Raw genomic sequence first — 24798 nt, 5'->3', positions numbered from 1 at the left:
CAATCTCTGGGCGAAAATAGCGTGTTTGCCCGAAAGGGCCACGGCACTTTCGCCGTCACGATTCCCTAGTTCAGAAACACCGAGGCCGTCATGTCCGACACCGCTGCCAAGCCACGTCCGCAGTTTCGCAATATTGGGCTTGCCCAAGTTGCGTTCTCCTATCGCCTGCCCCTGGCCGGCAAGCTGTCCATCCTGCACCGCATCAGCGGCATTTTGCTGTTCCTCTGTTTGCCCTTGGTCATCGTGCCGCTGTTCGCAGCAAGCGTGGCCGCTCCGCAAACGTTCGCCTGGATCGCCTCCATCGCGGCCAACCCGATCGTCAAGCTTGTCTTCCTGGTCCTCGTCTGGGGCTACCTGCATCACTTCTGTGCCGGCATCCGCTACCTGCTGCTTGACCTGCACATCGGTATCGACAAGCTGTCGGCCAAGAAAAGCGCCGGCGTGGTCTTCGGTGTCAGCCTGGCGCTGACGCTGGTGTTCGCCCTCAAACTGTTCGGAGTGCTGTAAATGGCCGCCGCTAAAAACTACGGACCCAAGCGCTTGGTCGTCGGCGCGCACTATGGCGTCATGGATTTCATCATTCAGCGCATCACCGCCGTCATCATGGCCGTGTATACGCTGGTGCTGCTCGTTGGCATCTTGATGATGCCTGCCTTCACGTATGAACACTGGGTCAAGCTGTTCAATTTCTACGTGGGCTTCATTCCGGTTGGCCAGATCCTGGCCTCCCTTGCATTCATTGCGTTGGCCTGGCATGCCTGGATTGGCGTGCGCGACATCTGGATGGACTACGTCAAGCCGGTAGGCCTGCGCCTGCTGTTGCAAGTGCTGACGATCCTCTGGCTGATCGGTACGGTCGTTTACTTCGCGCAAATCCTCTGGAGCATTTAAGCCGTGGTCTCTGTCATGAAATCCTTGCCGCGCCGCCAGTTTGATGTGGTGGTCGTTGGCGCCGGTGGAGCCGGCATGCGTTGTTCGCTGCAACTGTCCCAAGCGGGGCTGTCCGTTGCCGTGCTGTCCAAAGTGTTCCCCACGCGTTCGCACACCGTTGCCGCACAGGGCGGCGTGAGCGCCTCGCTGGGCAACATGAGCGAAGACAACTGGTACTGGCACATGTACGACACCGTCAAGGGGTCGGATTGGCTGGGCGACCAGGACGCCATCGAATTCATGTGCCGTGAAGCGCCGAACGCCGTGTACGAGCTCGAGCACTTCGGCATGCCGTTCGACCGCAACCCCGACGGCACGATCTACCAGCGTCCGTTCGGCGGCCACACTGCCAACTTCGGTGAAAAGCCGGTGCAGCGCGCCTGTGCCGCCGCCGACCGCACCGGCCACGCGCTGTTGCACACGCTCTACCAGCGCAACGTTGCCGCGCGCACCCAGTTCTTCGTCGAATGGATGGCGCTGGACCTGCTGCGCAACGAAGCCGGCGACGTTGTCGGCGTGACCGCCCTGGAAATGGAAACGGGCGAAATCTACATCCTGGAAGCCAAGACCACGGTGCTGGCCACCGGTGGCGCCGGCCGTATCTGGGCCGCTTCCACCAACGCCTTCATCAACACCGGTGACGGCCTGGGCATGGCGGCGCGCGCGGGCATCCCGCTGCAAGACATGGAATTCTGGCAGTTCCACCCGACCGGCGTGGCCGGCGCGGGCGTGCTGATCACCGAAGGCGTGCGTGGCGAAGGCGGCATCCTGTTGAACAAGGATGGCGAACGCTTCATGGAGCGCTATGCGCCCACGCTGAAAGACTTGGCCCCGCGTGACTTCGTGTCGCGTTCGATGGACCAGGAAATCAAGGAAGGCCGCGGTTGCGGTCCGGATGGCAGCTACGTCGTCCTGAAGCTGGATCACCTGGGCGCCGACGTCATCAACAAGCGTCTGCCCTCGATCCGCGAAATCGCCATCAAGTTCGGTAACGTCGACCCGATCAAGGAACCGATCCCCGTCGTCCCGACCATTCACTACCAGATGGGCGGCATTCCGGCCAACTATCACGGCCAGGTGCTCTCGCGCGAAAATGGCGAGAACAAGGTCGTCAACGGCCTGTACGCCATCGGCGAATGCGCCGCGGTGTCGGTGCACGGCGCCAACCGCCTGGGCACGAACTCGCTGCTGGACCTGATCGTGTTCGGTCGCGCCACCGGCAACCACATCGTGAATTCGCACCCGGAGCGCCAGCGCGCGCACCAGGAACTGCCGAAGCAAGCCGTGGAATTCTCGCTGGACCGCGTGAACAAGCTGGAATCGCGTACTTCGGGCGAAAAGACGCAAGACATCGGCAACGCCATCCGCTTCTCGATGCAGCGCCACTGCGGCGTGTTCCGCACGCTGGAACTGCTGAACGAAGGCGTGGCCCAGATCGAAGATCTGGCCAAAACCGCCGACAACATCTACTTCAAGGACAAGTCCAAGGTGTTCAACACCGCGCGCGTCGAAGCGCTGGAACTGGCCAACATGACCGAAGTGGCCCGCGCCACGATCAAGTCGGCCGCTGCCCGTACGGAAAGCCGCGGCGCTCACGCGCTGGACGACCACCCGACGCGCGACGACGAGAACTGGCTGAAGCACACGCTGTGGTATTCCGAAGGCAGCCGCCTGGATTACAAGCCTGTGCAGATGAAGCCGCTCACCGTTGAGTCCTTCCCGCCCAAGGCGCGTACCTTCTAAGTCCGGATAGAGCCCATTATGAGCACCAAGAGAATCGTCAAGTTCGAAATCTACCGCTACGATCCGGACAAGGACGAGCGCCCGTACATGCAGAAGCTGGACGTTGAACTCCAGCCCACCGACAAGATGCTGCTTGATGCGCTGGTGCGCATCAAGAACGACGTCGATGACAGCCTGGCCCTGCGCCGTTCGTGCCGTGAAGGCGTGTGCGGTTCGGACGCCATGAACATCAACGGCAAGAACGGCCTGGCCTGCACGACTAACCTGCGCGAATTGAAGGAACCCATCGTTCTGCGTCCGCTGCCGGGCCTGCCCGTCATCCGCGACCTGATCGTGGACATGACGCACTTCTTCAACCAGTACCACTCGATTCGTCCGTACCTCATCAACGACGCGCCGCCGCCCGAAAAAGAGCGCCTGCAGTCGCCCGAGGCACGCGAAGAATTGGACGGCCTGTACGAGTGCATCCTGTGCGCGTGCTGTTCCACTTCCTGCCCGTCTTTCTGGTGGAACCCGGACAAGTTCGTCGGCCCGGCCGGCCTGCTGCAAGCCTACCGTTTCATCGCGGACAGCCGCGACGAAGCCACCGGCGAGCGTCTGGACAACCTGGAAGATCCGTACCGCTTGTTCCGTTGCCACACCATCATGAACTGCGTCGACGTCTGTCCCAAGGGGCTGAACCCGACCAAGGCAATCGGCAAGATCAAGGAACTGATGGTTCGCCGCACGGTCTAGTTTCTAGTGTGAAGACTTTTGTTTTTATGGTGTAACGATGAGCAGGCTAACTGAACTGGAGCGGGCGCGTCTGCGTTGGCGGGCGCGCCGCGGCCTGCTCGAAAACGACTTGATCATCACTCGGTATCTTGACGCTTACGAGGCCGAACTTACCGATGATGATGTGGCCGCATTGACCCAGCTTTTCGAGATGGGAGACAACGATCTTCTCGACCTGCTGCTGGCCCGCAAGGAACTCGAAGGCGACCTGGACACCCCCAGGCTTCGGGGCATTATTGGCCAGATGCGCGCACTCTGATTAATGTGAGAGGAATAAACATGAACCTGTCTGACAAAAAAGCCACTCTATCCTTCTCGGATGGCAGCGCACCCATTGAGTTCCCTGTCTACAAGGGCACGGTCGGTCCGGATGTGATCGACATCCGCAAGCTGTATGGCCAGACGGGCATGTTTACGTTTGACCCCGGCTTCATGTCCACCGCGGCTTGCGAGTCGGGCATCACGTACATCGACGGCGACAAGGGCGAACTGCTGTACCGCGGCTTCCCCATCGAGCAATTGGCCGTCAACTGCGACTTCATGGACATCTGCTACCTGATCCTGAACGGCGATCTGCCGAACCAGGAACAGAAGGCCGACTTCGACTCGCAAGTGACCCATCACACGATGGTCAACGAGCAGCTGCACTTCTTCCTGCGTGGCTTCCGCCGCGACGCGCACCCGATGGCCGTGCTGACGGGTCTGGTTGGCGCGCTGTCCGCGTTCTACCACGACTCCACCGACATCACGAACCCGCAGCATCGCCACATCTCGGCCATCCGCTTGATCGCCAAGATGCCGACGCTGGTTGCGATGGCGTACAAGTACTCGCAAGGCCAACCGTTCATCTACCCGCAGAACGACCTGTCCTACACGGGCAACTTCCTGCGCATGATGTTCGCCACGCCGTGCGAAGACTACAAGGTCAACGAAGTCGTTGAACGCGCGCTGGACCGCATCTTCATCCTGCACGCCGACCACGAGCAAAACGCGTCGACCTCCACCGTGCGCCTGTGCGGTTCGTCGGGCACCAACCCGTTCGCCGCCATCTCGGCCGGCGTGGCTTGCCTGTGGGGCCCGGCTCACGGCGGCGCCAACGAAGCTTGCCTGCAAATGCTGGAAGAGCTGCAAGCCAATGGCGGCATCGACAAGGTCGGTGAGTTCATGGAGAAGGTCAAGGACAAGAACTCGGGCGTGCGCCTGATGGGCTTTGGCCACCGCGTCTACAAGAACTACGACCCGCGCGCCAAGCTGATGCAGGAAACCTGCAAGGAAGTGCTCTCTGCCCTGGGCCTGGAAAACGACCCGCTGTTCAAGCTGGCCATGGAATTGGAACGCATCGCCCTGTCGGATCCGTACTTCGTCCAGCGCAAGCTGTACCCGAACGTGGACTTCTACTCGGGTATCGTCCAGCGCGCCATCGGCATCCCGACCTCGCTGTTCACGGCCATCTTCGCGCTGGCCCGCACGGTGGGCTGGATTGCCCAGTGGAACGAAATGCTGTCGGATCCCGACTACAAGATCGGCCGTCCGCGCCAGCTCTTCACGGGTTCGGTCACCCGCGACGTGCCCCCGATGGACAAGCGTTAATCCGCTTTTCCTTTCGGCAAGTGAATGACAAGAAACCGCCTTCGGGCGGTTTTTTGTTGCCTGCGCAAGGGCAGCCATGAGTCGGCGGCAATGCGGATATCATGCTGGCCATGATTCCCGTCTCACTGCCATCAGCCAATTTCTACCTGTTGCTTTCGCTGGGCTTGCTTGCCGGCGTCGTGCTGGCCGCCTGGGGCCTGGTGCTGGCCGTCAGCGCCGGCCATCGCCGCACGGTCCGCAAGTATTGGAAGACGTCGGCCGCGCTGTTCGTGGTGTTGGCGGCGCCCTTTGCCTTCTTCGTGTGGGTGCACACCATCGTCTGGCAGGTTGAGCGCGAGAGCGAGCGGGCCGAGGCGGCGCGCAACGTGACGCTGGAACAAGCAAGCACCGTGGGCGGAGTGGCCTTGCCCGCCGGCACACGGTTGAAGTTGCAAGACGAAGGGCAGTTGGAAACGTATGTTGAGGCCGAATTTCCGGCGCCCGTTCCCGTTTTCGGCGTGCAGGCCATGCGGGTACGCCGCTATCTGGACACCGAATACGAAAAGGACACGTACGCGCTCATTGGCCGGTATCCGCGTAGCGTCATCCTGACAGGGCAGGGCGACCAGGCGGTGCAGGGGTGGCGCTGCGACAGCGCGCATGACATCGAATTCGATACCGAACCCGACGGCGCGATGAAGGCCTTGAGCCAGTGTCGGCTGGGTAGCGGCAACGAGATCGACGGCGTTGCGATCCATGCGGGCTCGGTGCTGTACGGCTCGAACGGCACGGTCTATGTGGACGGCTCGACCGACCCGGACCGCTGGCGCGTCGACGTCAAGGATCCCGTGGCGGTGCCGGTGTTCGGGCTGATGTTGAGCGAGCCCCGGCTATACCTGGATGCCGAACGGCGCTTGCTGCGAGTCAGCGACGCCGAGCTTGCCTGCCGCGTGCGGCGGGGCGGCTTTGACTATGCCGAGGGCACGCAGGTCAAGACCATCAGGCGCGTGATCGATGGGCAACGCGAACCCTTTCCCGGCGTGCTGGTGTTCAGCCCGGCGGCGGGGCAGGTGGCCAGGCATGAAGGCCATGCCGACGTGCCAGAGGGTATGTCGGTCATGCAGGCATTCGATGGCACGCTGGCCGGCATCGTGACGAACGAGGAAGTCGGCGTCTTTAAATTTGCGACCTTCTCCGTCGGCGACGAGGAGTCCAAGCCGCCCACGCGGGCGCGCTGTCCGTAGCGGCATGATGCCCTTGCGTATGCATGTGCGCTTGCGGCGCGCGTTAAGAAATTCTTAAAAGTCTGTTCCGACAATGCGGGGTGCCGGAGGCGGTGTTGCGCCGGTCAAGCCGTTAACGGAGTGACGCCGGATGAGAGTGTCGTGAGAAGCCTGCACAGCATGGAGCTGTTTGCAGAAGTAGCCAAGGCCCGCAGCTTCAGTCGCGCGGCGGCCGTGCTGGGGTTGCCGAAATCAACGCTGTCGCGCCGCGTAGCGCAATTGGAGCGTTCGGTAGGCCTGAGCCTGCTGAACCGCAGCACCCGCAAGGTTGAACTGACTGGCGCGGGCGAACTGTATCTGGAGCGCTGCCTGCGCATCGTGCAAGAGGCCGAGGTGGCGCATGAAGAACTGCAAGCCTTGACCGCGACGCCGTCCGGGCTGCTGCGCGTGAACATGCCGGCCGCCTTTGCCACCGATGTCATGGCGGATATTTTCCTGAGGTTCTCGCGTCGATATCCGGATGTGGCTTTCCACGTGAACCTGGCGAGCCTCGAACATGTGGATCGCGTGGCGGACCCGTGCGACCTGACGATCAAGATTGGTGAACTGCCGGATTCGTCGCGCATCGCGCGTTGCCTGGGCGCCCTGAACGTTCATCTATACGCGTCCGAGGCCTATCTGGCGGCGCATGGCACGCCCGAGCATCCCGTGGAATTGTCGGCGCACGAGTGCATCGGGTTTCGCGCCCAGGCAACTGGCGCGCCCACCCGTTGGCCGCTGGCTCGCGGGAGCGAGCAGATCAGCGTCGTGCCCGCTAGCCGGTTTTCCGTCAACGAAGCCGGCATGGCGCGTCGCTTGGCGATGTTGGGCGCGGGCATTGCCGCGCTGGGCGGAGACCAGGCCGAGCTGCTGCAATCAGGCGCTTTGCGCCGCGTGTTGCCCGATTGGACGGTAGGACCGTTTCCCGTGCATGTCGTGACCGAAACGCGCTTGCTGCCGGCCAGGGCCAGGGCATTCGTCGATTATCTGATTGAATGCCTGGCGCAAGGCTGGCAGGCGCCCGTGTTGAACGGTGGCTAGCACCGTTGAACGGTGCGCCGGCGCTACACGCGGATGTGGCGCGCCATCAGCACGGCGAAGAGCGGCAGGAAAATGAACAGGTGCGCTTCGATCATCACCCAGCGGCGCACGCGCTTGATCTCGGGCAACGTGGGCACGAAGCCGGCTTGCTGACGCGCCTGCTTTGCCCAGCGGAAGACGGCCAGCGTGGGCGGGATCGAACAGAGCGCGATGATGACGAACAGCGTGATCTTGGCGTGAAACCACGGGCTGCTCATGTAAAAGGCCGCGCCCTTCGCGCCCTGCGTCAGCCGCAGTAATCCGGTGATCAGCACCAGCACGGCGCTGACGCCATACAGGCGGTCGTAGATCACCAGGCGCTTCACGCCACTGGCGCTCAGGTCGGGGCGCAGCAGCACGGCTTCGGCGGTCAGCACCACCACCATTACAAAGATCGCCAGGTAGTGAAACCAGGCATATAGCGCATCGGCCAACATGTCGTCTCCAGGGAAAAGGTCAAGCATGGTTTTACCACCGGCCCGAGGCGCGGCGTCGATCAGGCAGCATGAAAATGCGGCTTCGGCGATAAAAAATGCGCCATGAAAAAAGGCGCCCCGAAGGGCGACTTTGGCGTCAAGACTAGCGCGTGATCAACGGCGCTTCTTGGCGGCGTCGGCGGCTTCCTGCTGCGCGTCCACCACGGCCAGGGCCGTCATGTTGATGATGCGGCGCACGGTGGCGCTGGTCGTCAGGATGTGCACGGGGCGCGCGGCGCCCAGCAGGATGGGACCCATCGCGACGCCATTGCTGCCCGTCATCTTCAGCATGTTGTACGTGATGTTGCCGGTGTCCAGGTTCGGCATGACCAGCAGGTTGGCGCGACCCTTGAGCGTGCTGTCCGGGTAGGCCAGCACACGGATCTTTTCCGACAAGGCGGCGTCGGCGTGCATTTCGCCGTCCACTTCCAGGTCGGGCGCGCGTTCCTGCACCAGCTTGCTGGCGGCGGCCATTTTCTTGGACGATTCCGTGACGCGGCTGCCGAAGTTCGAATGCGACAGCAGGGCAATCTTCGGCACCACGCCAAAGCGCAGCATTTCATCGGCGGCCTGGATGGTGATGTTGGCCACTTCTTCCGACGTCGGATTTTCATTGACGTGGGTGTCGGTGACGAACAGCGTCTGGTCAGGCAGCATCAGCACGTTCAGGGCGGCGTAGGTCTGGCCTTCCTTCTTGCCGATGATTTCGTCGACATACTTGAGCTGGTTGTCGTACTTGCTGGCCACGCCGCACAGCAGCGCGTCGGCGTCGCCGCGACGCAGCAGCATCGCGCCGATCAGCGTGTTGTGCTTGCGGATCATCGCCTTGGCGATGGCCGGCGTCACGCCTTCGCGGCCCTTCAACTGGTAGTACGCGGTCCAGGTTTCGTTGAAGCGTTCGTCGTCTTCCGGATCCACGATTTCGAAATGCTCGCCGGCCACCAGGCGCAGGCCGGCCTTGGTGATGCGCATTTCGATAACCGACGGACGGCCGATCAGGATCGGGCGGGCCAGCTTTTCGTCAACCACGGTCTGCACGGCGCGCAGCACGCGCTCGTCTTCGCCGTCGGCATAGATGACGCGCTTGGGCGCCTTCTTGGCCTGGGCGAACAGCGGACGCATCAGTTGGCCCGAGTGGTACACAAAGCCCATCAGCTTCTGGCGATAGGCTTCGATGTCTTCGATGGGGCGGGCAGCCACGCCGGAATCAGCAGCGGCTTGGGCCACGGCCGGCGCAATCTGGAAGATCAGGCGCGGGTCGAAGGGCTTGGGGATGATGTAGTCGGGGCCGAACGACAGTTCCTGGCCGGCGTAGGCGCGGGCCACTTCATCGTTCTGCTCGGCTTGCGCCAGTTCGGCGATGGCTTTCACGCAAGCCAGCTTCATTTCTTCCGTGATGCGCGAAGCGCCGGCATCCATGGCGCCGCGGAAGATAAAGGGGAAGCACAGCACGTTGTTGACCTGGTTCGGGTAGTCCGAACGGCCGGTGGCGATGATGCAATCCGGGCGGGCGGCCTTGGCCACTTCGGGGCGGATTTCCGGTTCCGGGTTGGCCAGCGCCAGGATCAGCGGGCGGTCGGCCATGGTCTTGACCATGTCGCCTGTCAGCACGCCAGAGGTCGAGCAGCCCAGGAACACGTCGGCGCCGTTGACCACGTCGGCCAGCGTGCGCGCATCGGTCTTTTGCGCGTAGCGCTTCTTGTTGGCTTCCATGTTTTCATCGCGGCCGTCCCAGATGACGCCACGCGAATCCACCACGAAGATGTTCTCGCGCTTGACGCCCAGGTGAACCAGCAGGTCCAGGCAGGCGATGGCGGCAGCGCCGGCGCCCGAGCACGCCAGCTTGACCGAGCCGATGTCCTTGTTCACGACCTTCAGGCCATTCAGGATGGCGGCCGACGAAATGATGGCGGTGCCGTGCTGGTCGTCATGGAAGACGGGGATCTTCATGCGCTCGCGCAGCTTCTTTTCAATGTAGAAGCACTCGGGCGCCTTGATGTCTTCCAGGTTGACGCCGCCCAGCGTGGGCTCCAGCGCCGCGATGATGTCGACCAGCTTGTCGGGGTCGTTCTCGGCCAGTTCGATGTCGAACACGTCGATGCCGGCAAACTTCTTGAACAGGCAGCCCTTGCCTTCCATGACCGGCTTGGCGGCCAGCGGCCCGATGTTGCCCAGGCCCAGGACGGCGGTGCCGTTGGTGATCACGCCCACCAGGTTGCCGCGCGAGGTGTACTTGGACGCGGCGTCATCGCCCTGGTCGAAGATGGCCATGCAAGCGGCCGCCACGCCGGGGGAGTAGGCCAAGGACAGGTCGTCCTGGTTGGCCAAGGTCTTGGTCGGGACGACCGAGATTTTGCCGGGAGTGGGATAGGCGTGGTAATCCAACGCCATTTTGGTAAGAGTTTCGTCCATGGGATCGGGGCCTCTGAGGCACTAACTGAGAAAGAAAACGGGATGAAAAACGAATGACAAGCGGCGGGCTCGCGGCCCGCCGGTTTCTTTGCGAAATGCTTAGGGAACACCCGTATTTCACCAGAAAGCGCGGGCGCTTGGTTGTTGCAGTGCAGCGATCAGGCGCGTTTGATCAAGAACGGGTCGGATTATGTTTAGGTGGCGACGGGTTGGGTGATCGGCTCCCGGGGGATGGGCGATCGGTTCCCATCGGTCGGGTGATCGGCGCCCATCGAATCGTAGGATGGGTGTAGCGCGCGATGGCCGGCACAAGAACACGGTGCGGACCGCGCGAAACCCATCAAGCAGCGGCTGAACGACAGACGCGATAGGCAAGAAAGCTGTGGCTGCGGGTTTGTGGCTGCTCTATTTAAGAATTCCGCCGTTGCTTGATGGGTTTCGCGCGATCTTTGGTGGGGTTCTTGTGACCGGTCTTTCGCGCTACACCCATCCTACGAGGTCCATGGTGGGGTTTTGCGGGCGCGGGTGTTCAGCTTGTTGCGCAGCTTGTCGGCGTCTGTTTGTCGGCCCAGGCTGTCCAGCGCGTAGAGCGTGATCCAGTCGGCGCTGACTTCGAAGAAGTCGCGCAGTTGCGCGCGGGTGTCGCTGCGGCCAAAGCCATCGGTGCCCAAGGTGCGATACGGGGCCGGGACCCAGGCGCGGATCTGTTCGGGCACGGCGCGCACGTAGTCGGTGGCGGCGATGACCGGGGCGTCGCTGTCGCCCAGGCAGGTGCGAACCCAGTCCGCGTCGCTGGCGGGGTCCAGGCCCAGCACGCGGGCGCGTTCGGCTTCGCGGCCGTCGCGGGCCAGCTCGGAAAAGCTGGTGACGCTCCAGACCTCGGCGTCCACGCCGTATTGCTCGCGCAGCCGCTCGGCGGCCATTTCGGCCTCGCGCAGCATGGGGCCCGCGCCCAGCAAGCGGACGTCTGCCTGCTTGCGCGCAGGCCGCAGGCGGTACATGCCGCGCAGGATGCCTGCGCTGACGCCGTCGTCGGCGGGCATGTCGGGCTGCGCCAGGTTTTCGTTGGTGACGGTCAGGTAGAAGAATTCGTCGTGCTGCTCGTCCAGCATGCGGCGCATGCCGTGTTCGACGATGACGGCAACCTCGTAGGCGTAGGCAGGATCGTAAGCGCGGCAGTTCGGCACGGCGGCGGCCATGATGTGGCTGGAGCCGTCCTGGTGTTGCAGCCCTTCGCCGCCCAACGTCGTGCGCCCGGAGGTGGCGCCGATCAAGAAGCCACGGGTGCGCTGGTCGGCGGCGGCCCAGATCAGGTCGCCGATGCGTTGGAAGCCGAACATCGAGTAATAGATATAGAACGGCAGCATCGGCAGGCCATTGACCGAATAGCTGGTGCCGGCCGCCGTCCACGACGAAATCGCCCCGGCTTCGGTAATGCCTTCTTCCAGGATCTGCCCGTCGCGCGCTTCCCGGTAGTACAGCACCGAGCCGATGTCCTCGGGCTCATACAACTGGCCTTGCGCCGAATAGATGCCGATCTGGCGGAACAGGTTGGCCATGCCGAAGGTGCGGGCCTCGTCGGCCACGATGGGCACAATGCGCGGGCCCACGGTGCCGTCCTTGAGCAGCGCGGTAAGCATGCGCACGATGGCCATGGTCGACGACATTTCCTTGCCGCTGGCCGTCAGGGCGAAGCGCGCCCAGTGTTCGGCGGGGGGCGGCGTCAGGCGCGGGGCTTCGGTGCGGCGGCGGGGAATGTGGCCGCCCAGCGCGGCGCGGCGCGCTTGCAGGTGGCGCAGTTCGGCGCTGTCTTCGGCGGGTCGGTAGAACTTCAGCGCCAGGCAGTCGGCGTCCGAGATCGGCAGGGCGAAACGGTCGCGAAAGGCCAGCAAGGCTTCGTCGTCCAGCTTCTTTTGCTGGTGCGTCGTCATCTTGCCCTGGCCCGCCGCGCCCATGCCGAAGCCCTTTTTCGTTTGCGCCAGGATCACGGTGGGCTGGCCGCTGTGCTTGGCCGCACGGTGATAGGCGGCATGGATCTTCACCATGTCGTGGCCGCCTCGGTGCAGGCGATCGATGGCCTCGTCGGTCCAGTCCGCCACCAGCGCGGCCAGCTCGGGGTGCTGATTGAAAAAATGCGCGCGATTGAACGCGCCGTCGTTGGCGGCGAAAGTCTGGAACTGGCCGTCGACGGTGTTTGAGAAGGCGCGGGCCAGCGCGCCATTGGCGTCGCGGGCAAGCAGGGCGTCCCAGTCGCTGCCCCATACCAGCTTGATCACGTTCCAGCCGGCGCCCGCGTACAGCGTTTCCAGCTCGTCGATGATGCGGCCGTTGCCGCGCACCGGGCCGTCCAGCCGTTGCAGGTTGCAGTTGACGACGAACACCAGGTTGTCGAGCTTCTCGCGCGCGGCAAGCGTCAGGGCGGCGATGGATTCCGGCTCGTCCATTTCGCCGTCGCCAAAAATGCCCCAGACCTTGCGGTCGCTGGCGGGCGCAAGCGAGCGGTGCTCCAGGTAGCGCATGAAGCGCGCCTGATAAATCGCGTTGATGGGGCCGATGCCCATGGACCCCGTCGGGAACTGCCAGAAATCGGGCATCAACCAGGGATGGGGGTAGGACGACAGCCCGCGCAGGCCGCGCGCGGTGGCGTTGATTTCCTGGCGGAAATGCGCCAGGTCGTCTTCGCCCAGGAAGCCTTCAAGAAAGGCGCGGGCGTAAACGCCGGGTGCGGAGTGCGGCTGCATGTAGACCAGGTCGCCCGGGCCATCGGCCGATTGCGCGCGGAAGAAGTGGTTGAAGCCCACTTCAAACAGGTCGGCCGCCGAGGCATAGCTGGCGATGTGGCCGCCCAGCTCGCCGTGCGCCTGGTTGGCGCGCACCACCATGGCCAAGGCATTCCAGCGGTTGATGCGGGCGATGCGTTCTTCCACGGCCAGGTTGCCCGGAAACGGCGGCTCCTGGCTGGCGGGAATCGTGTTCAGGTAGGCGGTGCGCGTTTGGCTGTTGGCGCGCAGCCCCAGGGACGCGGCGTGCCCCAGCACGCTATCCAGCACATAGCCCGCGCGCTCGGCGCCGTCGGCCTCAAGCAGCGACTGCAAGGCGTCGCGCCATTCGGCGGTTTCCGTGGGATCGGCGTCAGACCCGGTGTGATGGCCGGGGGCGGGGTGGCTCGCGTCGCGCATGGGTGTTGTCTCCTGTTATCGCTCAATCCTAGACCTGTGTGGGTGGCATGAGTCATCAAATTCACAGGGAGATGCCGGGGATTTCAGCATAATCTTTTGCCGATGTTCCCCTTGCCGGCAGCTTCTGCGGCCTGGCGGCGCTTACTCGTGGTGACCACTGGGTGGACGCCTAAGCGCTAGAATGCGCGGTTTATTCGCATTCACAACGGGAGACTTCAATGACTCAACCCGTCAGCGTCCCTGCAAACGTCACGCTACCGGAACTGACGTTCCGGGGCATTTTGCTGGGCGCCCTGATTACCGTGATCTTCACGGCCTCGAACGTCTTCCTGGGGCTGAAGGTGGGCCTGACGTTTTCGTCCGCCATTCCGGCGGCGGTCATCTCGATGTCGGTGCTGCGCCTGTTCAAGGACGCCAACATCCTCGAAAACAATATGGTGCAGACGCAGGCCTCGGCGGCCGGCACGCTGTCGGCCATCATCTTCATCCTGCCGGCGCTGGTCATGATGGGCCACTGGCAGGGCTTCCCGTTCTGGCAGACGCTGGGCATTTGCGCGGCCGGCGGCATGTTGGGCGTGATGTTCACCATTCCGCTGCGCCACGTGATGGTGGTGCAGAGCAACCTGCCGTACCCGGAAGGCGTGGCCGCGGCCGAGATCCTGCGCGTGGGCAGCGCCGAACGGGCGCAGGATGCGGCCGAGGGCGATGCCGCGGGCAAGGCGGCGGGCAAACCCGTCGCGACCGGCATGGGCGATATCGTCGCGGGCGGCGTGGTGGCCGCGGTGGTCAGCTTTGCGGCCAACGGCTTGCGGGTGCTGGGCGATAGCGTCAGCGGTTGGTTCGCGCTGGGCGGCGCGGTGTTCCGGCTGCCCATGGGCTTTTCGCTGGCGTTGCTGGGGGCGGGCTACCTGATCGGCATCGTGGCGGGGCTGGCCATGCTGACCGGCCTGATCATTTCCTGGGGCATTGCGGTACCGGTGCTGACCGCCATGGGCGACATGCCGGCCGGGCAATCCCTGGCGCAGTACGCCACCGGCCTGTGGTCGTCGCAAGTGCGCTTCATTGGCGCGGGCGTGATCGGCGTGGGCGCAATCTGGACGCTGGCGACTCTGTTCGTGCCGATGGCGCGCGGCGTCAAGGCCTCGTTCTCGGCATTGACCAAAGCGGGCGCGGCGCGTGCGGGCCAGGCGCCGCGTACGGAACGCGACTTGTCGGCGGGCTGGATTTCGATCGTGACGCTGGTGCTGGTGGCGGTCTTGGTCATCACCTTCCAGGTGTTCCTGGCGGGCGCGCCCGTGTCGGCCGGCGCCATCTGGAAACTGGTGGCCTATGCCGTGCTGTTTGCCTTTGTGTTCGGCTTCCTGGTGGCCGCGGCCTGCGGCTACATGGCGGGCTTGGTGGGGTCGTCGACCAGCCCGATTTCGGGCGTGGGCATCGTGGCCATCGTGCTGGTGTCGCTGTTGATGCTGGCCCTGGGCGGCGAATTGCTTCAGGCGCAAAACGGCGTGCAGATGGCGATTGCGCTGTCCATCTTCAGTACCTCGGCGGTGGTGGCGGTGGCGTCCATTTCCAACGACAACCTGCAGGACTTGAAGACGGGTTGGTTGGTCGGGGCAACGCCGTGGCGCCAGCAGGTGGCGCTGCTGATTGGCTGCGTGGTGGGCGCGGCGGTGATTTCACCCGTGCTGGATCTGCTTTACAACGCCTACGGTTTCGCGGATGCGATGCCGCGCGAAGGCATGGACCCCACGCAAGCGCTGTCGGCGCCGCAGGCCACGCTGATGCTGGCAATTACGCGCGGCATTTTTACGCATCAACTGAATTGGACGATGATCCTGATCGGCATGGCCGTGGGGGTTGCGCTGATCGTGGTGGACGAAATCCTCAAGCGTACCTGCCGCGTGGCGCGCATTCCGGTGTTGGCCGTTGGCATCGGCATCTACCTGCCGCCGACCGTGGCGGCGCCGATTGTGGCGGGCGCGGTCCTGGCGTGGTTGCTGGAGCGCGCGTTGCGCCGCCGTGCCGCCGCCGCCGGAACCCCGTATGAGCAATTCGCCGATGCGCCGAACCGGCGTGGCGTGCTGATCGCCTCGGGCCTGATCGTGGGCGAGAGCCTGGTTGGCGTGCTGATGGCGGGGATTATCGGCGCGGCCGGTACTGATGCGCCATTGGCGATCGCGGGCGAGGATTTCTCGGTCGCGGCGTCTTACCTGGGGCTGGCCGTCTTTATCTTGGTGGCGGTCATGTTCTGGCGTCGGGTGATGCGCCTGGCATAAAGGGCCGGTGACGGAGGGGGCTGTGAACTAGGCGGACTGGTGAACAGATGAGGGCTGTGAACGGACGGACCTCGTGAACACATCGCGGCCTGCCCCGACGGGGCCCGGCCGCGATGCTCCACAACCCGATCAGTGTTCCTCGGCCTGCAGTGCCGCGGTGATGATGGCGCGTTCGTCATGCGTGGCGCCGTTAAGGAACAGGTTCAGCAGCACGGCCGACAGCGACGCCAGCAGAATGCCGGACTCGATCAGCGTGTGCAGCGAGTGCGGCATCCATTGTTTGAAATTGGGCGCGATCAGCGGCACCATGCCGATGCCGATCGACACCGCCACGATCATGGAATTGTGGCGGTTGCCCTTGAAGTCCACCCCCGACAGGATGCGGATGCCGGTGGCGGTCACCATGCCGAACATGACGATGCCGGCGCCGCCCAGCACCACGGTGGGCAGCGATTCCACCAACGCGGCCATCTTGGGCAGCAGGCCCAGCACCAGCAGGATGATGCCGCCCGCCACGCAGACAAAGCGGCTTTTCACGCCGGTCACCGCGACCAGGCCCACGTTCTGCGAAAAGCTGGTGTACGGGAATGTGTTGAAGATGCCGCCGATGAGCGTGCCCAGGCCGTCCGTGCGCAGCCCGCGCGCCATGTTCTCCTGGCTGATCTCGCGCTCGGTCATTTCGCCCAGCGCCAGGAACATGCCGGCGGATTCGATCATCACCACCACCATGATCAGCGCCATGCTCAGAATCAACATGGGGTCGAACCTTGGCATGCCGAAATGGAAGGGCAGGACGATGTCGAACCAGTCTGCCTGGCCGATTTTCTCGAACGTCATGATGCCGGTGGCCGAGGCCACGATGGCGCCGATCACGATGCCCAGCAACACCGAGATGTTGGCAATGAAGCCGCGCGTGAATTTGACGATCAGCAGGATGGACGTCAGCACCAGCACGGCGATGCCGAAGCCGGTCAGGTCCGCATAACGCGGGTTGGGCATCGACGGCATGATGGCAAAACCCTGGGGCACGGGCGGAATGGCGCTGCCCGGCGAGGTGACGTCGGCCAACCACTTTGCGTAGATGGGGTCCACGATAACGGGCGCGGTGGGGCCGGACGGGTTGCCGAACACCCAGTTGATGCCGACCCGCATCAAGGTGATGCCGATGACCGTGATGATGGTGCCCGTTACCACGGGCGGAAAGTAGCGCAGCATGCGGCTGATCATCGGGGCGACCAGGATGGAGATGATGCCCGCCCCGATGATGGTCCCGAATAGCAGTTGCGCCCCGCCCGGGCCGGGGTTGGCATTGGCCATTGCCACCATGGGGGCCACCGCCGCGAACGTGACGCCCATCATCACGGGCAGTTTGATGCCGAACCACTGCGTGGCGCCCAAGGTCTGGATCAAGGTCACCAGGCCGCAACAGAACAGGTCCGCCGAGATCAGCATGGCGACTTCGTCGGGCGTCAGGTTCAGGGCGCGGCCGACGATCAGCGGTACGGCCACCGCGCCGGCATACATCACCAACACGTGTTGCAGGCCCAGCGCCGCCAGCTTGCCCGAGGGCAGACGCTGGTCAACGGGGTGGATGTCTTGAGACGCGCTGGAAGGCGCGGGCGATGCAGCCTGCATGGGAAAGTCTCCTGGCGGAGTGAAATGTCGGTCGGGAAAATCCTGAAAAGCAGTTCTTGTGTACGAGGAATGTATACAGCTAGGAGGGGTTCTCGAAATAGAGGAAAACCCGAATCAAATAGACATTATTAGTTACGTTATGTAGGAAAATTCGGGGTGTACGGCAGTGGGTGAGACATGACGCCGCGTATGGGCGGCGTCATGGGTTGCCGTAACTCGGGTTGCCGAACTCAGACCGGTTGAAGCAGGTCCGACAAGGTGCGCGCGATGACCTTGGTGGCCCGGCGCAAGTCTTCCAGCACGACGCGTTCGTCGTTGCGTTTGGCGTGGGATTCCAGCACGGTGCGCGGGCCGGCGCCGTAGATCACGCCGGGAATGCCGGCCTCGCCGTACAGGCGCACATCGGTATAGAGCGGCGTGCCCATGGCGGGTATGGGTTCGCCAAACAGCGCTTCACCGTGCTTCTGGATGGCGTCCACCAGCGGCTGGTTGCCCGGCAGGGGGCGCATCGAATTGGCCAGCAGCAGGCGCTTGATGTCGATCGAGATCCCGGGCGTGGCGGCCGCCGCTTCCTGGATGATCCGGCGGATGTCCGCTTCCACTTCAACGGCGTTTTCTTCGGGGATCATGCGACGGTCCAGCTTGAAGCTGACCTTGCCGGGCACCACGTTCGTGTTGGTACCGCCTTCAATGCGTCCGACATTCAGGTAGGGATGGCTGATGCCGGGCACGTCCGACGTAATGTCCTGGTAGCGCGCGTTTTGTGCGTACAGCGCATTCAGGATCTTGACCGCGCCTTGCAGCGCGTCCACGCCGGTGGAAGGAATGGCGGCATGCGCCATCTTGCCGTGCACCGTCACTTCCATTTGCAGGCAGCCGTTGTGCGCGGTGACCACTTCATAGCTGAACCCGGCGGCGATCATCAGGTCGGGCTTGGTCAGGCCTTGCGACAGCAGCCAGCCGGGGCCCAGCAAGCCGCCGAATTCTTCGTCATACGTAAAGTGCAGTTCAACGGCGCCATGGCTGGGTTTGGCCACGGCTTCCAATGCGCGCACGGCATAGGTGAAGCTGGCGAAGTCGCTTTTGCTGACGGCGGCGGCGCGGCCATACAGGCTGCCGTTTTCAATTTCAGCGCCATAGGGGTCGTGCTGCCAGCCGTCTCCGGGGGGCACCACGTCGCCGTGGGCGTTCAGCGCCACGCGCCTGCCGGGGCCGTATTCGCGCCGCACGATCAGGTTGGTAATGGATTCCATGCCGTAGTCCCGCACCTGTTGCGTGGGGACGGCGTGCGCTTCGGCTTCAAGGCCCATTTCCTTGAGCAGTTCGGCGGTGCGGACCGCGTGCGGGGCGTTGTTGCCGGGTGGTGTGTCGGTGGGTACGCGCACCAGCGATTGCAGGAAGCGCACCTGCTCGTCGAAGTGGGCGTCGATCCAGGCGTCTAGTCGTGCGTAGTCAGTCATGGCGTTTAGCGTTTGATGTCGTTGGCAAGATCATCCAGCAGGCCTTGCATGGCTTGCGCGGCCAGTTGGATGTCGTCTCGGGTGGTGGATTCGCGGGGGTTGTGGCTGATGCCATGGTTCTGGCCACGCACGAAAAGCATGGCTTGGGGCATGACTTCGTGCAGCTTCATGGCGTCGTGCCCGGCGCCGCTGGGCATGCGATGCACCGGCACGCCCAGCGCGTCGACGGCGCGTTCCCAGCGCTGTTGCCATGCGGGGGCGCTGGGCGCGGCCGCGGCGCGCATGGTTTCTTCCAGCGCATAGCGCAGGCCACGGCGTTGGCAGATGGCGTCAAGTTCGGCCAGCACGTCGTTCACCAGCGCGTCGCGTTGCGGATCGCTGGGGGCGCGCAGGTCCAGGCTGAAGCGGCATTCGCCCGGCACCACGTTGATGGACCCGTTGGGCACTTCCAGCATGCCGATGGTGCCGACCGAATCGCCGTCACGCGCCGCGCGCTGTTCCACATACAAGGCCAGCTCGGCCGTGGCGGTGGCCGCATCGCGGCGCCGGTTCATGGGCGTGGTGCCCGCATGGCAGGCCATGCCGAAGATCTGCGCCTGGTAGCGCACGCTACCGTTGATGGACGTGACGATGCCCAGGGGCAGGCCCATTTCGTACAGCACCGGCCCTTGTTCGATGTGGACTTCCACAAACCCCAGATAGCGCGACGGGTCGCGGCGCAGCTTGGGGATGTCATCAATGCACAGGCCGGCATGCAGCATGGCGTCGCGCATGGTGACGCCCTGGGCGTCTTGCTGGTCCAGCCATTCGGGTTTGAAGTGGCCGATCAGTGCACCGGATCCCAGGAAGGTGGCGCGGTAGCGCTGGCCTTCTTCTTCGGCAAAGCCGATTACTTCAAGGTGGTAGGGCAGGCGGCGGCCCTGGCGGTGGAGTTCGCGCACGCAGGCCATGGGCACGAAGATGCCCAGGCGGCCATCGTATTTGCCGCCGTTGCGTACGGTGTCGTAATGGCTGCCGGTCATGAGCGTGGGGGCGTCGGCGTGGGCGGCGCGGTAGCGGCCCACCACGTTGCCCACCGCGTCGATTTCCACTTCGTCAAAGCCGCAGTCGCGCATCCAGTGCGATATGCGTTGCGCGCACGCACGGTGCGCCTCGGTCAGATAGGTGACGGTAAGCTGGCCCTTCTCGGCGTAGCCGGGGTCGCTATGGATGCTGAGGCGTTCCTGCCAGTCCCAGATGTCGTTACCCAGGCTCAGGTCCACGCCGAATTTATCCGCCAGGCGGATCTCGACGATGCGGTGGATGTTGCGCAGCGCTTCCTGGCGTTCAACGTCGGGCGGGTTGTCGAGCCGGCGCGCGAATTCATCGATGATCTGCTGGCGGTTCAGACCCGTGCCGCGCGCGCCGCGTACGGCCAGGATGAAGGGAAAGCCGAAGCGCGCGTTGTAGTCGGTGTTCAGTTGCTGCAAGCGCGCCAGTTCGTCGGGCGAGCAATGCGTGAGCCCCGCTTGGTCCTGTTCGTTGGTGGATTCCGCGGTCAGGCTGTTTTGCAGCATGGCGCGGCCGGCCAGTTCCGGGTGCGCGCGGATCAATGCCAACTGCGCTTCGATATCGGCCTGGTCCAGCACCTGCCGCATCTGGTCTTGCAGATGCGCCAAGGACCGGAAAGGGCGCGCCGCCAACGCTTGCCGCGCGATCCACGGCGAATGTTCGTACAGGCCGTCAAGGATGGCTAGCGCCGCCTCGGGCGGGGCGGCATTGAGTTGTTCCAGCGTGTGGGCCATGGTTGTCGCGCTCAACGGTTGGGAAGGTAGGGATGGGTGGCTTTCCAGTGCCGGGCGATATCCAGGCGGCGGCACACCCAGACGCGGTCGTGGCTGGCGATGTGGTCCAGAAACCGTTGCAACGCCGTGATGCGGCCCGGGCGCCCCAGCAGCCGGCAATGCATGCCGATGCTGAGCATCTTGGGCGCTTCGTCGCCTTCGGCGTAGAGCACGTCGAAACTGTCTTTCAGGTACTGGAAGAACGGGTCGGCGTGCGAGTAACCCTGGGGCAGGGCAAAGCGCATGTCGTTGCAGTCCAGCGTGTAGGGCACGATCAATTGCGGCACGACGGCGCCGTCGCTTTTTTGTACCTGCATCCAGAAGGGCAGGTCGTCGCCGTAGTAGTCGCTGTCGTATTCAAAGCCGCCGTAGTCCGCCACCAGGCGGCGCGTGCGGGGGCTGTCGCGCCCGGTGTACCAGCCCAGCGGCCGCGTGCCCGTCAACTGCGTGATGGCGTCCATCCCTAGGCGCATGTGTTCGCGCTCGGTGGCTTCGTCCACGTTCTGGTAGTGCACCCATCGCCAGCCATGGCAGGCGATTTCGTGGCCCAGTTCGGTGAATGCTGCCGTCAGTTCGGGATGGCGCTGCAAGGCCATGCCCACGCCGAATACCGTCAGCGGCAGTTGCCGTTTTTCGAATTCGCGCAGGATGCGCCACACGCCGGTACGCGACCCATATTCATAGATGCCTTCCATGCTGAGATGGCGGTCGGGGTAGCTGGCCGGGTTGAACATTTCCGACAGGAATTGTTCGGAGCCAGGGTCGCCATGCAGCACGCTGTTTTCGCCGCCTTCTTCGTAATTCAAAACGAATTGCACAGCGATGCGAGCCCGGCCCGGCCATTGCGCGTGGGGCGGATTGCGGCCATAGCCGACGAGGTCGCGGGGATACGGAAGCGTGGAATCGTAGGTGTTCATGAAGGAATGGGCACAGAGCGGTGGGGCACAGAGCCGTGGGGCACAAAGCCGATAAGCGCGGCAGGGCGCGGGTGGGCGGACGGTTTCATGATGGGCTAAACAATAGCTGGAAAGCAATTAGCTGTATACAATTTATGTACATCATTAAGGATAACCATAAGATCGCCGGGCACACCGCCCGACGCACAGGAGACATCATGGGATTGACCACGCACGTACTCGACACCATGCACGGGTGCCCGGCCGAGGGCATGGCGGTTGCGCTGTATGCCACCCAGGCTTCCCCCGACGGCGCTTCGGCCACGTTGCTCAGCCGGTTCACCTTGAACCACGACGGCCGCAGCGCCAAACCACTATTCAACGACGCAGAACTGAAGGTAGGCACCTATCGGCTAGTGTTCGATGTGGCCGGTTATTTCAAGGCGCGCGGCGTGGCCTTGCCCGAGCCCAATTTCCTGAACCAGGTCAGCCTGGATTTTGGCGTGGCACATGCCGATCAGCACTATCACGTGCCCTTGCTGGTCAGCCCCTGGAGCTATTCCACCTATCGTGGGTCATGATGGCCCTATCCCGGCATCAGGGTATTCCTGATGCCAGGACGGCCAGCCTTCCGTAGCTTTGTAAACAAAACCTGCATACAATTTCGCGGATCTTGATCGCAGCGGTGCGGGGCTTATCAACCAGGCCTTGTGCGCGATCTATCTCTGCTTACAGCGCCCGCGGTGGTAGGCAGTGCGGCGGAGCCTATCAAGGCCCGCCCACTGCGGGGGCGTGAATGGAAAGCTACTACCTGGATTGGGTCAACCTGTTGCTGCGTTGGGCCCACATCATTACCGGCATCGCGTGGATCGGCACCTCGTTCTACTTTGTGATGCTGGACAACAGCCTGGAAAAGCCGCAAGACGCCGAGTCGCTCGACAAGGGCGTGGGCGGCGAGCAATGGGCGGTACACGGCGGCGGGTTCTACAACATGCAGAAGTACGTGGTGCAGCCCAAGAAGCTGCCCGAACATCTGCATTGGTCATTCTGGGAAAGCTACAGCACCTGGCTGACCGGCTTCGCGCTGTTCACCGTGTCGTACCTGTGGAATGCCAGCACCTATCTGATTGACCGGTCGAAAATGGATTGGCAGCCCGGCACCGCCGTGGCGGTGGCGCTGGCGTTCTTCGTCGTGTTCTGGATTGTTTACGACGGCATCTGTCGTTTGTTCGGCCGAGGCAAGCATGGCGACACCATCGTGGGCGTGCTGGTCGCGGTGTTCATCGCCCTGGCGTCCTGGCTGGCCTGCCATTGGTTCGCGGGCCGCGCCGCGTTCCTGCTGGTTGGCGCGATGATGGCCACCACCATGAGCGGCAACGTGTTCTTCTGGATCATCCCCGGCCAGCGCAAGAACGTGGCGGCGATGCGGGCGGGCAAGCCGGTCGACCCGGTCCATGGCCAGCGCGGCAAACAGCGCAGCGTGCACAACACCTACTTCACGCTGCCGGTGGTGTTCACCATGATGAGCAACCACTACAGCTTTACCTACACCCATCAGTACAACTGGATCGTGCTGCTGCTGATCATGCTGGGCGGCGCGGCGATACGCCAGTTCTTCGTGGTGCGCCATCGCTTCAAGCTGGGCAACGCGCGCAACCCGCTGCCGTATGTGCTGTTGGGCGTGGCGGTGCTGGGCTTGACGATTGTGGGGATGCGGCCCGCGCCCGTGGGGGCGTCAGCGGCGGTGGCCGCGCCCGCCGAGGTGGCGTTTGCCAAGGTGCGCCATGTATTCGACCAGCGCTGCCTGCTTTGCCACGGCGAGCAGGTGCAGATGAAGAACGTGCGCCTGGATTCCGTTGAGCAGATCGCGGTTCACGCCCAGGCCGTGTACCAGCAAGTGGTGGTGTCGAAAATCATGCCGATGGCCAATTCCACCGGCATGACCGACGACGAACGCGCGTTGATCGGCGCGTGGTTTCAAGCCGGCGCAAAGACCCGGTAGCCGGGGCGGCGGGGCCGGTCAGCGCAAGTCGCCGGCTGGCCAGCCCATGGCCCCGAAGCCGGTGGGCGGGCCGTCGGCTTCAGCCGTTGCGGTACAGAAAGCTGTAGGCGTTGATCGCCGGCACCCCTCCCAGGTGCGCATACAGAACCTTCGACCCAGCCGGAATCTCGCCTCGGCGAACCAGATCCATCATGCCCTGCATCGACTTCCCCTCGTACACGGGGTCGGTCATCATGCCCTCCAGCCGCGCGCAGGTGCGAATGGCGTCGTTGGTTTCGGCCGACGGCAAGCCGTACGCGGGATAGGCGTAGCGCGTATCCAGCACCACGTCGCTGTCGGCAATGCCTGCTTCCAGCCCCACCATATCCGCCGTGCGGCGAGCGATGCGCAGGATCTGCGCGCGGGTTTGTTCCGGTGTGGCCGATGCGTCGATGCCGATGACGCGGTTGGCCCGGCCGTCTGCTGCAAAGCCCACCACCATGCCGGCCTGCGTGCTGCCGGTGACGGCGCAGACCACGATGTAGTCAAACTTGAAGCCTAGCTCGGCTTCCTGGCGCCGCACCTCTTCGGCAAAGCCCACATAGCCCAGCCCGCCCAGTTCGTGATCGGACGCGCCGGCGGGAATGGCGTAAGGCTTGCCGCCCCGCTTGCGCACGTCTTCCAGCGCCTCTTCCCAACTGCGGCGAAAGCCGATGTCAAAGCCTTGATCCACCAGGCGCACGTCGGCGCCCATCAGGCGGCTCATCATGATGTTGCCGACGCGGTCATACACGGCGTCGGAATAGTCCACCCAGTTTTCCTGCACCAGCACGCAGGCCAGGCCCAGCTTGGCGGCCACCGCGGCCACCATGCGGGTGTGGTTGGATTGAATGCCGCCGATGGTGACCAGCGTGTCGCAACCTTGTTCCAGCGCCTGCGGGATCAGGTATTCCAGCTTGCGCAGCTTGTTGCCGCCAAAGGCCAGGCCGCTATTGCAGTCTTCGCGCTTGGCGTAGATGTCGACCTTGCCGCCCAGGTGCGCGGACAGGCGTTCAAGTTTTTCGATGGGGGTGTCGCCAAAGGTCAGGCGATGTCGGGGAAAACGTTGCAGATCCATGCGGACTCCTGATGAGGGCATTCCGGCCGGCGAGTGAGGCTCGGATGGGAAAAATCATAGGAATCGCGGGTGGAAGTGGTCAATTGCGTATTGAAGGCCAGATGAAATATAAAAATCGATGAGTAATCAGATTTTCGATTTAATATTTTTTCAAATCCGACATTAACCAGATAATATTTTTGGGG

The 24798-nt window shown here is 63.6% G+C and carries 19 protein-coding genes; 11 read left to right on the top strand and 8 right to left on the bottom strand.

From position 1 onward, the window contains the following. Positions 1 to 90: 90 nt before the first annotated feature. From sdhC to M2361_RS22260, 8 genes are all read left to right on the top strand, one after another. Positions 91 to 507 (top strand): succinate dehydrogenase, cytochrome b556 subunit, encoded by a 417-nt coding sequence (gene sdhC, locus M2361_RS22295; RefSeq protein ID WP_259251832.1) that lies wholly within the window; start codon positions 91 to 93, stop codon positions 505 to 507. Beyond that, positions 508 to 891: a succinate dehydrogenase, hydrophobic membrane anchor protein gene (sdhD, locus tag M2361_RS22290; protein ID WP_100857262.1), complete on the top strand. Its 384-nt coding sequence runs from the start codon at positions 508 to 510 to the stop codon at positions 889 to 891. Positions 892 to 894: 3 nt separating this feature from the next. Then, positions 895 to 2673: a succinate dehydrogenase flavoprotein subunit gene (sdhA, locus tag M2361_RS22285; RefSeq protein WP_259251831.1), complete on the top strand. Its 1779-nt coding sequence runs from the start codon at positions 895 to 897 to the stop codon at positions 2671 to 2673. An 18-nt stretch (positions 2674 to 2691) separates the two neighbouring features. Beyond that, positions 2692 to 3408 (top strand): succinate dehydrogenase iron-sulfur subunit, encoded by a 717-nt coding sequence (locus M2361_RS22280; RefSeq protein ID WP_006218127.1) that lies wholly within the window; start codon positions 2692 to 2694, stop codon positions 3406 to 3408. Between the two features lie 37 nt (positions 3409 to 3445). Next, positions 3446 to 3706, top strand: coding sequence for a succinate dehydrogenase assembly factor 2 (locus M2361_RS22275; RefSeq protein WP_006218128.1), 261 nt, complete (start codon positions 3446 to 3448; stop codon positions 3704 to 3706). Between the two features lie 20 nt (positions 3707 to 3726). After that, a complete protein-coding gene (gene gltA / locus M2361_RS22270) occupies positions 3727 to 5037 on the top strand; it encodes a citrate synthase (RefSeq protein ID WP_050449832.1) in 1311 nt (436 codons plus the stop codon). Positions 5038 to 5147: 110 nt separating this feature from the next. After that, positions 5148 to 6260 carry a hypothetical protein gene (locus M2361_RS22265; RefSeq protein WP_259251829.1) on the top strand — a complete coding sequence of 371 codons (1113 nt, stop codon included), beginning with the start codon at positions 5148 to 5150 and terminating at the stop codon, positions 6258 to 6260. A gap of 159 nt (positions 6261 to 6419) precedes the next feature. Then, positions 6420 to 7319, top strand: a complete 900-nt coding sequence (locus tag M2361_RS22260; RefSeq protein WP_259252648.1) for a LysR family transcriptional regulator — start codon at positions 6420 to 6422, stop codon at positions 7317 to 7319. A gap of 23 nt (positions 7320 to 7342) precedes the next feature. Here the strand turns inward: M2361_RS22260 and M2361_RS22255 are convergent, their stop codons facing one another. The 3 genes from M2361_RS22255 to mdeB form a co-directional block, all read right to left on the bottom strand. Beyond that, positions 7343 to 7795 carry a DUF2214 family protein gene (locus M2361_RS22255; protein ID WP_259252647.1) on the bottom strand — a complete coding sequence of 151 codons (453 nt, stop codon included), beginning with the start codon at positions 7793 to 7795 and terminating at the stop codon, positions 7343 to 7345. A 153-nt stretch (positions 7796 to 7948) separates the two neighbouring features. Next, positions 7949 to 10246, bottom strand: coding sequence for an NADP-dependent malic enzyme (locus M2361_RS22250; protein ID WP_100857258.1), 2298 nt, complete (start codon positions 10244 to 10246; stop codon positions 7949 to 7951). Between the two features lie 491 nt (positions 10247 to 10737). Then, positions 10738 to 13425, bottom strand: coding sequence for an alpha-ketoglutarate dehydrogenase (gene mdeB / locus M2361_RS22245; RefSeq protein ID WP_259251828.1), 2688 nt, complete (start codon positions 13423 to 13425; stop codon positions 10738 to 10740). A gap of 218 nt (positions 13426 to 13643) precedes the next feature. Here mdeB and M2361_RS22240 point away from each other — a divergent pair, with 218 nt between their 5' ends. Next, positions 13644 to 15701: an OPT family oligopeptide transporter gene (locus M2361_RS22240; RefSeq protein WP_259251827.1), complete on the top strand. Its 2058-nt coding sequence runs from the start codon at positions 13644 to 13646 to the stop codon at positions 15699 to 15701. A 129-nt stretch (positions 15702 to 15830) separates the two neighbouring features. Here the strand turns inward: M2361_RS22240 and M2361_RS22235 are convergent, their stop codons facing one another. The 4 genes from M2361_RS22235 to puuE form a co-directional block, all read right to left on the bottom strand. Beyond that, positions 15831 to 17336 carry a nucleobase:cation symporter-2 family protein gene (locus tag M2361_RS22235; protein WP_259251826.1) on the bottom strand — a complete coding sequence of 502 codons (1506 nt, stop codon included), beginning with the start codon at positions 17334 to 17336 and terminating at the stop codon, positions 15831 to 15833. Between the two features lie 230 nt (positions 17337 to 17566). Then, complete coding sequence (locus M2361_RS22230) at positions 17567 to 18796, bottom strand: M20/M25/M40 family metallo-hydrolase (protein ID WP_259251825.1); 1230 nt, start codon at positions 18794 to 18796, stop codon at positions 17567 to 17569. Positions 18797 to 18801: 5 nt separating this feature from the next. Beyond that, the gene (uraD, locus tag M2361_RS22225; RefSeq protein ID WP_259251823.1) at positions 18802 to 20580 is read right to left on the bottom strand and encodes a 2-oxo-4-hydroxy-4-carboxy-5-ureidoimidazoline decarboxylase; all 1779 of its coding nucleotides are present in this window, start codon (positions 20578 to 20580) and stop codon (positions 18802 to 18804) included. Between the two features lie 11 nt (positions 20581 to 20591). Further along, positions 20592 to 21536 carry an allantoinase PuuE gene (gene puuE, locus M2361_RS22220; RefSeq protein WP_259251822.1) on the bottom strand — a complete coding sequence of 315 codons (945 nt, stop codon included), beginning with the start codon at positions 21534 to 21536 and terminating at the stop codon, positions 20592 to 20594. A 197-nt stretch (positions 21537 to 21733) separates the two neighbouring features. Between puuE and uraH the strand changes: the two genes are divergently transcribed. Continuing rightward, on the top strand, positions 21734 to 22096 hold the full coding sequence (uraH, locus tag M2361_RS22215; protein ID WP_259251820.1) for a hydroxyisourate hydrolase: 363 nt from the start codon (positions 21734 to 21736) through the stop codon (positions 22094 to 22096). 215 nt (positions 22097 to 22311) lie between these two features. Beyond that, positions 22312 to 23517 (top strand): urate hydroxylase PuuD, encoded by a 1206-nt coding sequence (locus M2361_RS22210; RefSeq protein WP_259251819.1) that lies wholly within the window; start codon positions 22312 to 22314, stop codon positions 23515 to 23517. 79 nt (positions 23518 to 23596) lie between these two features. Here the strand turns inward: M2361_RS22210 and M2361_RS22205 are convergent, their stop codons facing one another. Next, entirely contained in the window at positions 23597 to 24613 is a 1017-nt protein-coding gene (locus M2361_RS22205) for a 1-aminocyclopropane-1-carboxylate deaminase (protein WP_259251817.1), read from the bottom strand. Positions 24614 to 24798 lie beyond the last annotated feature (185 nt).

Source organism: Achromobacter sp. JUb104, assembly GCF_024806975.1.
Taxonomy (GTDB): Bacteria; Pseudomonadota; Gammaproteobacteria; order Burkholderiales; family Burkholderiaceae_B; genus Achromobacter; species Achromobacter spanius.
The sequence above is the reverse complement of the archived record's forward strand: the minus strand, read 5'-3'. Positions and strand labels throughout refer to the sequence as shown.